Origin of the sequence: Nocardioides sp. InS609-2 (assembly GCF_023208195.1) — a bacterium.
Classification (GTDB): Bacteria; Actinomycetota; Actinomycetes; order Propionibacteriales; family Nocardioidaceae; genus Nocardioides.
In genome coordinates this window covers 3339705-3353441 of sequence record NZ_CP060034.1, presented here as the reverse complement: position 1 = coordinate 3353441, position 13737 = coordinate 3339705, and the positions used below count along the sequence as shown (strand labels likewise).

The window sequence follows — 13737 nt, the reverse complement described above, 5'->3', positions numbered from 1 at the left end:
GCACATTGCACCTCGCAGGGCGGTCTGAGGCGCATTTTGCCCCGGACTACCCCCTCATGGGGCGAGGCGGTGGGTGGTCCAGTCGGTGCCTTCGGGAGTACGCCGGTAGACGAGGCGGTCGTGCATCCGGCCCGGCCGGCCCTGCCAGAACTCGATTTCCGCCGGATGGACGGCGTACCCGCCCCACATCGGTGGCACCGGCACCACCTCGTCGTCGGCGAACCGCGCCGCCACCTCGTCGTACGCCGCGGCGAGCTCGGCGCGCGAGGCCACCTCCGACGACTGGTGCGAGGCCCAGGCGCCGAGCCGGGAGGCGCGTGGACGCGTCGCGAAGTAGGCGTTCACATCGGCCTCCGGGAGGTCCCACGCCTCGCCGGTGATGCGGACCTGCCGCTCCAGCGGGTGCCATGGGAAGAGCAGGGCGCAGCTCGAGTTGCCGGCCAGGTGGACGCCCTTGGCCGAGCTGCGGTTCGTGTAGAAGTGGAAGCCGCGTTCGTCGATCCCCTTGAGCAGCACCATCCGCGACGTCGGCCGTCCGTCCGCCGACACGGTGGAGACCACCATCGCGTTGGGCTCGTGCAAGCCGGCCTCGATCGACTCCTGCATCCACCGGTGGAACATGTCGTACGGGTCGGCGCTCAGGTCGGCCTCGGCCAACCCTCCGTCGGCGTACTCCTTGCGCAGCGAGGCAATGTCCAGGTCCATGCCGCAACACTAGGATGCCGCCATGACTGACGTTCACCACGGACTCGAGGGCATCGTCGCGTTCGAGACCGAGATCGCCGAGCCCGACAAGGAAGGCTCCGCGCTGCGCTACCGCGGCGTCGACATAGAGGAGATCGTCGGCCGGGTGCCGTTCGAGAAGGTCTGGGGGCTGCTGATCGACGGCAGCTACCACCCCGGCCTCCCGCCCGCCGAGCCGTTCAACCTGCCCGTCCACACCGGCGACGTGCGCGTCGACGTGCAGGCAGCGGTCGCCATGCTGGCTCCGGCGTTCGGGTTCGGCCAGACCTACGACATCTCCGACGAGCAGGCCCGCCTGGACCTATCCCGGGTGGCCGTGATGGTGCTGTCGTACGCCGCCCAGTCGGCACGCGGGCTCGCCCAGCCGGTCGTCTCCCAGCGCGAGGTCGACCAGGGCAAGACGCTCGCCGACCGCTTCATGATCCGCTGGAAGGGCGAGGCCGACCCGGCCCACGTCAAGGCGATCGACGCCTACTGGAGCTCGGCGGCCGAGCACGGCATGAACGCCTCCACCTTCACCGCCCGCGTCATCACCTCCACCGGCGCCGACGTGGCTGCCGCCTTCTCCGGCGCGATCGGCGCGATGTCCGGCCCGCTGCACGGCGGTGCCCCGTCGCGCGTGCTCGGCATGATCGAGGCCGTCGAGGAGTCCGGCGACGCCGAGGGCTACGTCAAGAAGCTCCTCGACGACGGCGAGCGGCTGATGGGCTTCGGGCACCGCGTCTACCGTGCCGAGGACCCGCGCGCCCGCGTGCTCCGTCGTACGGCGAAGGAGCTGGGCGCGCCGCGCTACGAGGTCGCCGAGGCCCTCGAGAGGGCGGCGCTCAAGGAGCTCAAGGAGCGCCGGCCCGACCGGGTGCTGGAGACCAACGTGGAGTTCTGGGCGGCGATCGTCCTCGACTTCGCGGAGGTGCCGGCGAACATGTTCACCGCAATGTTCACGTGCGCCCGCACGGGTGGCTGGTCGGCGCACATCCTCGAGCAGAAGCGCACCGGCCGACTGATCCGACCCTCCGCGATCTACACCGGTCCGGCGTCGCGGCCCGCCGACTCGGTCGAGGGCTGGCAGCCGGAGTGGGCGCCCACGGCTTGAGCGACATCAGCATGTGGGACGACGAGGCGACGACGTACGACGAGGCGCCCGACCACGGACTCCGTGACCCGCAGACGCGCGCGGCCTGGCGCGAGCTCCTGCTCGGGCTGCTCCCACCAGCGCCGGCCCGCATCGCCGACCTCGGCTGCGGCACCGGCACGCTCGCGACGCTGCTCGCTGTCGAGGGGTACGCCGTCGACGGGGTCGACTTCTCTCCCGAGATGGTCCAGCGGGCGCGCGCGAAGGCCGGCGAGACCGCGGGCGTGACGTTCGTCGAGGCCGATGCCGCCGCGCCACCACTCGAGCCCGCGTCGTACGACGTCGTGCTGAGTCGGCACGTGCTCTGGGCGATGCCCTCCCCCGCGGACGCCTTGCGGCGTTGGACCGACCTGCTCGCGCCGGGCGGTCGGCTGGTGCTCGTCGAGGGCTCCTGGCACACCGGCGCCGGCCTGACCGCAGACCAGACCGAGGCGCTGGTCGCGGCACTCGGCCGCACCACGACGACACGACATCTCACGGAACCGGTGTTCTGGGGCCGTGAGATCGACGACGAGCGCTACGTCGTGGTCAGCCCGCCGGCGCGGTGAGGTAGAAGCTCGTCAAGCCCCGGCCACCCTGCCTGCTGAGGGAGAAGTGCACGTGGTCGCGGTGCCTCAGCGTCGGCGAGCACAACCTGCGCTTCCGGCACGACGAGCTCTGGTAGCGCTTCGGCTCGAACGCGTCGTACGACGCGTACATCCGGTCGTTCCAGATGATGTACATGATGCCCATCTCGCGGGCGAGCGCGTGCGGGTTGCCCTCGAGGTCCGGCGCGAAGAGCTCGACGAGCGTGGCATCGACGAGCGCGACGTCGGCCGGGTTCTCCGCCGACAGCACCCAGTCGAAGGCCCGGCCCTCGGCGTGCTCCGAGACCCCGCCACCGCACGGCCGGCTGATGGCGCCCCACCCTCCGCCGTGCGCCGTGAGCCAGGTCGCGAGCGCGACGGCGCCGGGCTTGTCGTGGTGCGCGCAATTGCGTTGCGGCTGGTAGCGCGCGTAGTCGTCGATGAGGCCGGCATGGGCCGGCGCGGCGAGCCCAGTCGAGAGCAGCACCGTCACGAGTGCCATGACGGCGGCGCTCAGGGCGCGCGAAAACTTCCCCTGGTGCATGGTGGTTCCTCCTGATGCCGCTTCCCAACGGCACGCCAGAACCTACGAGACCGGGGTGGGCGCCGCCCCCCGAATGACGCAATTCGAACCGATCGGATGACTTCCCCCGCCGGATGACACAATGGACCTCCTGACAGCGTCGTCAGAGCACACCCGATCCCGACTGCAAGGAATCCCGGTGACCGACGCCATCACGATCCCCACCAGCCTCAAGCCCGCCGACGGCCGCTTCGGCGCTGGCCCCTCGAAGATCCATCCCGCACACCTCGACGCACTCGCCGCGACCGGCAGGTCCCTGATGGGTACGTCGCACCGCCAGGCCCCGGTCAAGGACACCGTCGGCCGGGTCCGCGAGGGCCTTGCCACCCTCTTCGGTCTGCCCGATGGCTACCAGATCGTCCTCGGCAACGGCGGCGCGACCGCCTTCTGGGACATCGCCGCGTTCGGCCTGATCCGCGAGAAGAGCCAGCACCTGGCGTTCGGCGAGTTCTCCTCGAAGTTCGCCAGCTCCACCAAGGCCGCTCCGTGGCTGGCCGACCCGTCGGTCATCAAGGCCGACCCGGGCTCGCTGCCCGAGCCGGTCGCTGAGGACGGCGTCGACGCCTACGCCTGGGCGCACAACGAGACCTCCACCGGCGTGATGGCGCCCGTACGCCGTCCGGTCGGGATCGCCGACGACGCACTCGTCCTGGTCGACGCGACCTCGGGCGCCGGCGGCCTGCCGGTCGACCTCGACGAGGTCGACGTCTACTACTTCGCGCCGCAGAAGTCGTTCGCCTCCGACGGCGGCCTGTGGCTCGCCGCCATGTCGCCGCGTGCGCTGGCCCGGGTCGACGAGATCGCGGCCACCGATCGCTACGTGCCGCCGTTCTTCGACCTGCCGACCGCGATCGACAACTCCGCGAAGAACCAGACCTACAACACCCCGTCGGTCGCCGCGCTGTTCCTGATGGCTGAGCAGCTCGACTGGATGAACGCCAACGGTGGCCTCCCCGGCATGGTCGAGCGCACCACCGCCTCGTCGAGCGCGCTCTACGACTGGGCAGAGAAGCAGGTCTACACGACGCCGTACGTCGCAGATCCGGCGCACCGCTCCCTCGTAGTCGGCACCATCGACTTCGACGACGCGATCTCTGCCGACGCGATCGCCGCGACGCTGCGGGCCAACGGCATCGTGGACACCGAGCCCTACCGCAAGCTGGGCCGCAACCAGCTGCGGGTCGCGATGTATCCCGCGGTCGACCCGGCCGACGTCGAGGCGCTGACCGCCTGCATCGACTACGTCGTCGAGCGCACCAGCAGCTCGTAGGCGTCGTTGCCGAACGCCACCATCCGGGCCAGCTCCAGGTCAGTGGGGGTGGCCCGGAGCGTTTCCACGGCAGCCGCGACCGCGTCGTCGAGGGGCCAGCCGTAGACGCCGGCGCTCACCAGAGGGAACGCGACGCTGCGGGCTCCGAGCTCGTCGGCCACCGCCAACGCACCCGAATAGCACGAGGTCAGCAGGCTCCGGTCGGTCTGGCCTGCCGTGCGGTCCGGCCCGACGACGTGGATGACCCAGCGCGCCGGCAGGTTGCCGGCGGTCGTCCAGCCGGCCTGGCCGGTCGGCAGCCCGTCGGGGAAGCGGCGTACGCAGTCCTCGAGTACGGCGGGTCCGCCGGCCCGGTGGATGGCCCCGTCGACTCCCCCGCCGCCGCGCATCCGCGAGTTCGCAGCGTTGACCACGGCATCGACGTCCTGCGCGGTGATGTCGCCCCGGACGACCTCGATCCTCATTTGAGGAGCCGGAGCACGGCACGCTCCAGCGCGGCCTGGCGTTCGTCGGGGTTGGCCTGCCTGCGGCGCGCCGTCGCGGCGATCGTGTTGCCCTCCTCGTAGGCCTCGACCACCCGCGGGTCGACGTACGACGATCGCGCCAGCGCCGGCGTGTTGCCGAGGAACTCCGAGACCTCGCGCATCGCGCCGGCCACGGCCCGCTTGCGGGACGCCTTCGTCTCCCCCGGCTCCTCGGTCTCTGCCAGCGCCACGGCCGCGAGCACGGTGGCGTGCCAGGTGCGGAAGTCCTTGGCGGTGGCCTCGGTGCCGGTCCGATCGCGGAGATAGTCGTTGACCTGGTCGGCGGTCAGGTCGCGCCAGGTCTTGCCGTCCTTCCAGCACATCAGCTCGACGTCACCGGCGGCCCGGCGCCTGCGCATCACCTCGACCGCGTCGACCGTCGCCCGGTCCTCGATGTCGATGGTGTGCTCGATGCCCGACTTGCCCACGAAGCAGAACCGCAACCCGTCAGCGGTCTTGCTGACATGTCGCCGTTGCAGCGTGGTGAGGCCGAAGCTGCCGTGCTCATCGGCGTACACGTCGTTACCGATCCGGAAGTAGCCGAGGTCGAGCAGCCGGCAGGCCACCGCGCACGCGCGTTCGAGGGTCATGCCGCTGGTGCCGAGGTCGGTGACGACCTGCTCGCGGCCCTTCGACAGCGCCCTGCCGAAGCCGAGCATCCGGCGGTGCTTCGCGGAGTCGCGCCGGGTCCGCCACTGCGGGTGGTAGAGGTACTGCCGCCGCCCGGCATCGTCCGTGCCGACCGCCTGCAGATGGCCGTTGTCGTACGGCGTGACCCAGACGTCATGCCATGCCGGCGGGATGACGAGGTCCTTGACCCGTTGCGCGCTTGCCACGGAGAGCCGCTTGCCGTGCTCGTCTAGGTAGGTGAAGCCCGCTCCCGCGCGACGACGGGTCCAGCCCGGCTGGTCGGGCGAGGTCCTGCGCAGCCGAGTCATGACTGCAGCGTAGGACTCAGCGCGGCGGTCGTGATGCCCTCACACCGATGAAGATCGCGAGCAGGAAGACCAGGAAGCCCATCACGAACGGCAGCACGGGCCGGGCTTCCGCCGCCTGCGCGAAGACGTCGCTCGCCGGCTCGTCGGGAGTTGCGGTCGGGGTCGGTGCTGATGACGGCGCCTCCATGCCACGGCGTACGTCGGCAGGCAGGGCCACGGTCAGCACCGGCGCGCGCAGGCCCTCCGAGCTCACGTACAACTCGCCCTCGGGTGACACGGCGATGCCCTCGCCCTGCTGCTGCTTGGGCAGCTCGAAGGCTCCCACCGACTCGAGGGACGGCCACGCGTAGACGACCGCCTGTGTGTAGGTGCGCACGATCAGATGGCGACCGTCGGGGAAGAATGCCGCGTCGGTGACGATCCCGGTGACATCGCCGAGCGCCACCAGCTGGTTCGGCTCGTCGGCCGACAGGTCACGCGGTGCGGCGTAGACCTGGCCGCCGAAGACGATCTTGCTGACGACGAGGAGCTGGCCGGTCAACGGGTGCGCGACCAGCGCCTCGGCGTCGCGCGCGCCGTCGGGGTAGGTCAGCTCGTACTCCTCGCCTGCCGACCCGTCGAGCGGCACCCGCCGCACCGAGACGCTCTCGCGGGAACGGGTGTTGTCGCCGAGGTCACCGACCCAGACCGCGTCGTCGCCGGCCGGGGCGAGAGCTTCCACGTCGTCGGCTTCGCCGGGCCAGGTGACCTCGTCGGTCGTGTCGCCGGTGCGCGGGTCGACGACGAAGACGCGCGCGGAGTCGCCGCTGTCGTTGACGGTGACGAAGCGCTTGTCCAGCGCTACCAGCCCGCTCGACTCGACGATCTCGGGGTCGGTGAACCTGAAGACGATGTCGTCGTCGGCCGCGACCGGAGGTCGGATCGTGGTGGTGAAGCCCATCAGGAAGGGCGTCACGACCGCCAGCGCCGCCAGGGCGTCACGGACGCGCATCGAGCAGTACGGCGAGGCGCGGCTCCAGCGCCCAGGTCGCCACCAGGTCGTCGTACTCCTTGACGACGCCGCCGCCCTTGACCGGCGACCCCGCCCGCACCGCGCGGAGCATCGTGTTGCGTGGGGTGTGCTGGCTCTCGACGAACTGCATGACATCGACGCGGTATCCCTGGATCCGCATCAGCGAGGCCCGGATGCCGTCGGTCAGGGTGTCGGCCAGCCGCTCACGCAGGATGCCGTGCCGGGTGAGGACGGCGTACGGCGACGGCGTGGGCGCCTTGCGCAGCTGCGCCGCGATGTCGTGGTGGCAGCAGGGAGCGGCGAGGACGAGCGAGGCCTGCCACTCGACTGCTCGGACCAGCGCCTCGTCGGTCGCGGTGTCGCAGGCGTGCAGCGCGAGGACGACCTCCGGAGCGGGGTCGAGCTGGGCACCGAGGATGCTGCCCACGACGAAGTCGGCGTCCACGCCGAGGCCGGTGGCGAGCCCCGCATTGTGGTCGCGCGACTGCTCACGCACGTCCACGCCGGTCAGCCGTACCGGCAGCCCGCGCACAGCGGCGAGGAATCGCTGGGCGGCAAAGGTCAGGTAGGCGTTGCCGCAGCCCAGATCGGCGATGCGCAGCGGGTCCTCGGGCGTCGGGCGACGCAGGTGGCCCTTGTCGATGGCGTCGGTGATCGAGGAGTCGAGGAGTCGCAGGAACTCCTCGACCTGGCGGTACTTCGCCTGCCGACTCGGCTTCATCCGGCCGTCCTCGTCGGAGAGCCCGAGTGCCACGAAGACCGGGTCGTCCTCGCGCAGCAGCCGGTCCTTGTCGCGGTCGTGACCGCGCTCCGGCGCCAACTCCTCGGCCCGGTCCGTGGTGTGCACAACCGCCTCGAGGCGCTTGGTCACCCGCACCTGATGCTGCTGTGTCGTGGTCTCGACGTGCCAGTTGGCGAACGGCTCGTCGAGGAGGTCGTCGACCGCGTCCCGCGCGGCGCCGCCGGCCAGGTGGTTGGCGGTGTGGGCCTGGGTGTCGTCGTACGACGTGACCTGGAGGTGCCGTCCGGCCTTGAGGTCGACGTAGCGGAACTCCACCCGCCGCCAGCGCGGGGTCAGGCCCTTCTGCCGACCAGAAGCGACCGCCTTGACGAGGTCGTCGGGTGCGAGGATGTGGCTGCGCATCCGCGAGAGCACCCGCAGCAGCGGCTCGCTCATCAGCCCATCACCGACGCGATGATGACGATGATCAGGAGGCCGGCCAGCGCCAGCGGGATGACGAGGCGGCGATGGCGGGGACTCACCCAGCGATTCTAGTGGCGGACGGGTCCGCATCGGGATTCCACCACTGCCACGTGCTGCCCGTGCCCGTGGTGAACCGGCGACCGCGCCACGTCTCGAGCCACTCGCTCGGCTCGTTCAGACGGAGCGCGGCTCCGCGACTGTCGTCCACGTCCACGCCGATCACGTCGGCGCCCAGTGCGACAAAGCCACTCACCGTCAGGGTCGTTCAGCCGCCTCGCGACCGGAGAGTTGGTGACCCGCCATGAGCAGGACGCTACGGCGCCGGGGCGACATTTGCCGGCTCGGTCAGCTGTGGCAACTGACACAACTGACCTAGGACTCGGGAAGGTGCCCCGCCAGCAGCTCGGCCAGGTGCACCGCCGGCACACCGGCCAGGTCATCGAGCTGGTGCCGGCACGACAGCCCGTCCGCCAACACGATCGCCATGGGCTGGGCGCGCACAGCGGGCAGAAGCTGGGTCTCCGCCACCGCGACCGAGACGTCATAGTGCCCCTGCTCCAGCCCGAAGTTGCCGGCCAGCCCGCAGCAGCCACCGAGCCGGGTCACGGTGGCGCCGGCCCGACGCAGCAGCTGTTCGTCGGCCTCCCAGCCCATCACCGACGCGTGGTGGCAGTGCGGCTGGGCCACGATCTCCACGCCGGTCAGGTCGGGCGGGGTCCAGTCAATTCGCGACAGCAGCTCGGCCAGGGTGAGTACCCCGGCAGCCACCCCTGCCGCTTCCGGACGCTTGTCGAGTTCGGTCAGCTCCGAGCGCAGGGTGGCCAGGCACGACGGCTCCAGGCCGATCACCGGCACGCCGCTCGCGACGTACGGCGCGAGGGCGTCGACCGCGCGAGCGGCGATCCTGGCAGCCTGGTCGAGCTGGCCCGTGGTGATCCAGGTCAGGCCGCAGCAGGCGTCCCGCTCGATCACGCCCACCCGCAAGCCCGCCGACTCGAGCAGCCGCACGGCAGCCCGCGCGGTCTGCGGCAGGAAGTGCCCGGTGAAGGTGTCGGCCCAGATCCACACGTCCGGCTGGTCGAGCACAGTGGAGACCACCCGATCCACGGTCAACCGCGGGACGGATCGTCGCGGATCGATGCCGGCCACCCGCTTGGCGACTCTGGCCGTGGGTCCGAAAGACATCAGAGCGTTGAACAACGGCGCCAGCCGACCGAGGCGTCGCACCAGCGCCGGCAGCCGACCCAGCGTGTAGTGCGTGCGGGGCCGGCGCCGGCCGGCGTACGTCTGGTGCAGCGCCTGGCTCTTGTACGTCGCCATGTCGACGCCCGTCGGGCAGTCACTGGCGCAGCCCTTGCACGACAGGCAGAGGTCGAGCGCCTCACCCACCGCAGGATCAGCCAGGCCGTGCACAAGCTCACCGTCGAGCGCCTCCTGCAACACCCGGGCCCGGCCACGGGTGGAGTCCTTCTCGTCACGCGTCGCCTGCCACGACGGGCACATCACCGCACCCGACGGCGCGGACACGCACTTGCCCACACCTGTGCATCGATGGACCTCTCGAGCCAGGCTCCGCCTGTGAAGAAGCAGATCGGTCACCGGCCGAGCCGGCCGCAGGTCGGCATCCATCGGAGCCGGGTCGACGAGCACACCGGGGTTGAGGATCGAGTCGGGGTCGCAGATCGCCTTGACCGCGGCGAACAGCCGCAGTGACTCCGCGTCGTACATCAGTGGGAGCAGCTCGGAGCGCGCGCGGCCGTCACCGTGCTCGCCCGAGAGCGAGCCTCCGTGCGCAGCCAATGCGGTGGCCGACGCGACCAGGAACTCCCGGAACGCCTTCTTGCCCGGCCCGTCGAACGTGAAGTCGATCCGCACGTGCACGCAGCCGTCGCCGAAGTGTCCGTAGGGCACGCCGTCCAGGCCGTGGTCACGCAACAGCGCGTCGAACTCCCGCAGCCACGCGCCAAGCCGTTCGGGAGGCACGGCTGCGTCCTCCCACCCGGAGTACGCCGGCCGGTCGAGGCTGATCGCCGCCAGCCCGGCCCCGTCCTCACGGATCCGCCACAGTGCGGCCGCCTCGGCAGCAGCGCTGACCAGCAGCGAGTCCAGCGCCTGCGCCGCGTCGACCACCCGCAGCGCCGCACTCTCGGCTGCACCGGCCGAGCCGCCGGCGCTCTCCACCAGCAGCCACCCAGCGCCCCGCGGGAGGTCCGGCACGCGGCCGCGGGAGGCCCGCACGATGTCGACGATCCGGGCGTCGAGACCCTCGCACGCGACCAGCGACCCGCACGCCAGGATCGCTGGCACCGCATCGGCTGCCTCCGCCATCGACGGGTAGCCGAGCACCACCAGCGAGGTAGCCGCCGGCTCCGGAACCAGCCGAACGGTCGCGTGCCTGACGACGGCGAGCGTGCCCTCCGAGCCGACCAGGAACCGGTCGACGTTGCCACCGTTCTCCGGCAGCAGGTGCTCCATCGCGTAGCCGCTCACCTGCCGCGAGAACCGCCCGAACCCGGTGCGGATGTGGCCGAGGTGCTGGCCCCCCAACGCTTGCAGCCGCGCCGGCACGTCGTCGTACCCCGAAGGGTGGAGGACGTCGAGTGCCACCACGTTGTCGCTGGTGCGGCCGTAGGCCAGCGCCCGCGAGCCGCACGCGTTGTTGCCGACCATGCCGCCGATCGTGCAGCGCGTGTGCGTGGACGGGTCCGGTCCGAAGCGCAGCCCGTGGCCAGCGGCGGCCGCCTGCAATGAGGCGTGCACGACACCCGGCTCGACGACGGCTGTGCGTTGCTCGGGGTCGATCGACACGATGCGATGCAGGTGCCGTGACGTGTCGACGACGATGCCGCTGCCGACGGCGTTGCCGGCGATCGACGTACCCGCACCGCGCATCGTCAGCGGCACCCCGGTCTCGCGGGCCACTCCCATGATCGCGGCGAGCTCGTCCACGTGCCGCGGCCGGGCCACCACCTGGGGTACGACGCGGTAGAGCGACGCATCGGAGGAGTAGAGCGCGCGCGTCAGCGTCGAGTCGGAGACGTCGTCGACGCCCTCGCGGCGCAGCGCGCCGATGAGGTCACTGGGCCCATTCATTCGCCGGGCAGGCGCCTGTAGAAGCGCATCCGGAGCGCGAGCGTGATCCCCAACCCGGCCACGAACGCCACGATCACCACCACACCCCACGGCCACAGCGAGGGCGTCGCGTCGTCGGCGACGAACACTGTGAAGGCCTGGATGCCGGTGAGGAACACCATCAGCGATCCGCCCACGTGGTACATGTCGTCCTGCAGCCGCCGACGGGCCACGCGCTGGTTCTCCGAGCGCTCCCAGAACTCCTTGTCCGGCAGGCTGACGAAGCTGAAGGGCAGCCGCCAGGCCGACATCGCGAGCGAGAGCATCGTCGCGCCGACGAGGAGCCCGACCCCACCCATCTCCGCGACCGCACGCACAGGGGTGCCCCAGCGGTCGGCCCGGCCGTCGGTGCCGAAGTGCAGCGGGACCCGGTCGGGAAGCACGATCCACGAGACGGAGAGCGCTGCGACGAACAGCCCGACGCCGAGCCAGAAGAAGCGACGACCCGTCACCAGTTCTCCATCGAGCCACGGAAGATGCCGGCCAGGTCGTCGGCCGCCGCCTCGCGAGGAGCGGTGGCCAGCAGCCGAGTCTGCTTGAGGCTGCCGCTCACCAGGTCGTCGACGTCGGCATCGAGGTAGCCCACCTCGGCCAGGCCGCTCGGGAACCCGATGTCGCGCATCAACGTGCGCAAGACCTCCGGCAGCGTGTGTGCGTCACCGTTCGAGACCGACGGGTCCAGCAGCTTCGCCGCATGCAGGTGGCGCTCGGGCGCGGCCTCGAACGTGAACCCGAACGCGGCTGGCGCTGTGAGCGACACCGCCATCCCGTGCGGCACGATCGCCTCCGCCTCGGGGTAGCCCTCCGGCCGGAAGTCGCGCACCCGCCCGGCCACCGGATAGGCGTTGGCGTGCGGGATGTGCACGCCGGCATTGCCGAAGCCGAGCCCGGCGAACGTCGCCGCCATCGCCATCTGCTCTCGTGCGGGCCGCGAGGATTCGAGACCGCCGTCGCGTACGGCGACGCGCATGGCCCCGGACAGCATGCTCAGTGCCTTCTCCGACCACATGTCGGCGATCGGGTTGGCGCCGCAGTACGGCACCCGCTGCTCCGGTGCCTTGGCGTCGAACTCGGAGTACCACCGAGCCGTGTAGCTCTCGAGCGCGTGGCACAAGATGTCCATGCCGGCCGCCGCGGTCACCATCGCCGGCTGCGTGAACGCGAGGTCGGGGTCGACGACCGCGAGCGTCGGCCGCAGCCGCGGATGACTGATGCCGGTCTTCACCTTCAGCGACAGCACGTCGAGCACGCAGATCGTCGTCGACTCGCTTCCGGTGCCGGTCGTGGTCGGCACGGCGACGAGCGGCAGGAGCGGCATCGTCGGCGCGCGGCCGTCGCCCACCGGGGCGTTGAGATACTCGAACAGCTCACCCTCGTTGGTCGTCAGCAGGTTGACCGCCTTGGCGGTGTCGATGCTGCTGCCACCACCCACCGCCACGATCGCGTCGAACGGCCCGGCCTCGCGCGCGGCCGCCACCGCCTCCTCGATCGAGGCGTCCGTCGGCTCCACGTGCACCCGGTCGTACGTCGTCACGTCGAGGCCCGCGGCAGACATCTGCTCCGCGATGCGGCCCGGATGACCGGTGACCGCAACGCCGGGGTCGGTCACCAGCAGCACCCGCCGGACGTCGTACTGACTGAGGTCGAAGGCGATCTCGGCGGAGGCGCCGGGCCCGAACTTCAGCGCCGGGGAGGCATAGGTGAAGACCGTTTCACTCATGGCGCCAGTATGCCCAGCGCGTGCCGGACCACGTCGAGCACCGGCACCCCGCCAGACTCGATGTCGGCGACAGGAACCCACGCAACCGCGTCAGTGGTGCCGTCGACCTCCACCACCCGCGGCTCGACACCGTCGACAACGCTGCCCGCGAAGATCAGGTGCACGCCGTGGAAGTCCTCGAACCGCCCCGACGGCGCGACACCGGAGAAGTGCAGGTCGTGCACGTCGAGCAGCTCACCCACCTCGCAATCGACGCCGCACTCCTCCTGCACCTCGCGCGCCAGCGCCGTCACCGGCCGCTCGCCGTGGTCGAGGCCGCCGCCGGGGAGCGCCCACTGGCCCGGGAACGCCGCCCGGTCGGACAGCCGGGTGAGGAGCACGTCGTCGCCCCGAAGGATGACTGCGTACGCCGCCACCCGCTGCAGCTGGAACGGCCGGTGATCGGTCAACGCCTCGTGCACCAACGGCACCACCGGCACGACTCCCGACGCCACGTCGGCCAACGGCACCCACGCGGCCTCGATCGTCGAACCGTCCACCTCGAGCACCTCCGGCTCGGGGGCATCGGCCGGCACCCATCCGTCGTACACGATGCGGATCGCCTGGGCGTCGACCACTCGGCCCTGGCGCCGGACACCCGGCATGTAGGCGGAGTAGACGCGTGACTTGTCGCTGACCGTGGCCCGGAGACCCGTCTCCTCGTGGATCTCGCGGAGCACCGCGTCGCGCGGGTCCTCGCCGTGCTCGAGGCCACCACCGGGCAGGGTCCACAGCTCGTCGGGCGTGACGCGCGCCGACAACCTGCTGAGCAGGATCTCCTGGGTGGTCGAGCCTGTCGAGACTCGAAGGATCACGGCGTACGCCGCGACCCGTTGCACCTGCGGAAGATCCTCCATGCCCGTGACCCTATGC

13 protein-coding genes are annotated in these 13737 nt (G+C 71.1%); 3 read left to right on the top strand and 10 right to left on the bottom strand.

Annotated elements, in window-relative coordinates:
* Positions 1 to 54: 54 nt before the first annotated feature.
* On the bottom strand, positions 55 to 705 hold the full coding sequence (pdxH, locus tag H4Q84_RS17305; protein WP_248580320.1) for a pyridoxamine 5'-phosphate oxidase: 651 nt from the start codon (positions 703 to 705) through the stop codon (positions 55 to 57).
* A gap of 22 nt (positions 706 to 727) precedes the next feature.
* On the opposite strand from pdxH, the gene H4Q84_RS17300 reads away from it, so the two are divergent.
* Both H4Q84_RS17300 and H4Q84_RS17295 read left to right on the top strand, forming a co-directional pair.
* Complete coding sequence (locus H4Q84_RS17300; RefSeq protein ID WP_248580319.1) at positions 728 to 1837, top strand: citrate synthase 2; 1110 nt, start codon at positions 728 to 730, stop codon at positions 1835 to 1837.
* Entirely contained in the window at positions 1834 to 2424 is a 591-nt protein-coding gene (locus tag H4Q84_RS17295) for a class I SAM-dependent methyltransferase (protein WP_248580318.1), read from the top strand. The genes H4Q84_RS17300 and H4Q84_RS17295 overlap by 4 nt, the downstream gene beginning before the upstream one ends.
* On the opposite strand, the gene H4Q84_RS17290 is transcribed toward H4Q84_RS17295, so the two are convergent.
* Positions 2405 to 2986 (bottom strand): hypothetical protein, encoded by a 582-nt coding sequence (locus tag H4Q84_RS17290; RefSeq protein WP_248580317.1) that lies wholly within the window; start codon positions 2984 to 2986, stop codon positions 2405 to 2407. The two genes, H4Q84_RS17295 and H4Q84_RS17290, sit on opposite strands and share 20 nt — an antisense overlap.
* A 178-nt stretch (positions 2987 to 3164) precedes the next feature.
* On the opposite strand from H4Q84_RS17290, the gene serC reads away from it, so the two are divergent.
* Positions 3165 to 4295: a phosphoserine transaminase gene (gene serC / locus H4Q84_RS17285; protein ID WP_248580316.1), complete on the top strand. Its 1131-nt coding sequence runs from the start codon at positions 3165 to 3167 to the stop codon at positions 4293 to 4295.
* Here the strand turns inward: serC and H4Q84_RS17280 are convergent.
* The 8 genes from H4Q84_RS17280 to H4Q84_RS17245 form a co-directional block, all read right to left on the bottom strand.
* Positions 4265 to 4759 carry an O-acetyl-ADP-ribose deacetylase gene (locus H4Q84_RS17280; protein WP_248580315.1) on the bottom strand — a complete coding sequence of 165 codons (495 nt, stop codon included), beginning with the start codon at positions 4757 to 4759 and terminating at the stop codon, positions 4265 to 4267. The genes serC and H4Q84_RS17280 overlap by 31 nt on opposite strands.
* Positions 4756 to 5757 carry a DNA topoisomerase IB gene (locus tag H4Q84_RS17275; RefSeq protein ID WP_248580314.1) on the bottom strand — a complete coding sequence of 334 codons (1002 nt, stop codon included), beginning with the start codon at positions 5755 to 5757 and terminating at the stop codon, positions 4756 to 4758. The genes H4Q84_RS17280 and H4Q84_RS17275 overlap by 4 nt, the downstream gene beginning before the upstream one ends.
* Before the next feature lie 16 nt (positions 5758 to 5773).
* Positions 5774 to 6748 carry an esterase-like activity of phytase family protein gene (locus tag H4Q84_RS17270; protein WP_248580313.1) on the bottom strand — a complete coding sequence of 325 codons (975 nt, stop codon included), beginning with the start codon at positions 6746 to 6748 and terminating at the stop codon, positions 5774 to 5776.
* Positions 6735 to 7946, bottom strand: a complete 1212-nt coding sequence (locus H4Q84_RS17265) for an SAM-dependent methyltransferase (RefSeq protein ID WP_248580312.1) — start codon at positions 7944 to 7946, stop codon at positions 6735 to 6737. The genes H4Q84_RS17270 and H4Q84_RS17265 overlap by 14 nt, the downstream gene beginning before the upstream one ends.
* A gap of 399 nt (positions 7947 to 8345) precedes the next feature.
* The gene (locus tag H4Q84_RS17260; protein WP_248580311.1) at positions 8346 to 11066 is read right to left on the bottom strand and encodes an FAD-binding and (Fe-S)-binding domain-containing protein; all 2721 of its coding nucleotides are present in this window, start codon (positions 11064 to 11066) and stop codon (positions 8346 to 8348) included.
* Positions 11063 to 11557, bottom strand: coding sequence for a DUF1648 domain-containing protein (locus H4Q84_RS17255; RefSeq protein WP_248580310.1), 495 nt, complete (start codon positions 11555 to 11557; stop codon positions 11063 to 11065). The genes H4Q84_RS17260 and H4Q84_RS17255 overlap by 4 nt, the downstream gene beginning before the upstream one ends.
* Positions 11554 to 12825: a hydroxyacid-oxoacid transhydrogenase gene (locus H4Q84_RS17250; RefSeq protein ID WP_248580309.1), complete on the bottom strand. Its 1272-nt coding sequence runs from the start codon at positions 12823 to 12825 to the stop codon at positions 11554 to 11556. Before H4Q84_RS17250 ends, H4Q84_RS17255 begins: the two co-directional genes overlap by 4 nt.
* Positions 12822 to 13721 carry an NUDIX domain-containing protein gene (locus H4Q84_RS17245; protein ID WP_248580308.1) on the bottom strand — a complete coding sequence of 300 codons (900 nt, stop codon included), beginning with the start codon at positions 13719 to 13721 and terminating at the stop codon, positions 12822 to 12824. The genes H4Q84_RS17250 and H4Q84_RS17245 overlap by 4 nt, the downstream gene beginning before the upstream one ends.
* Positions 13722 to 13737 lie beyond the last annotated feature (16 nt).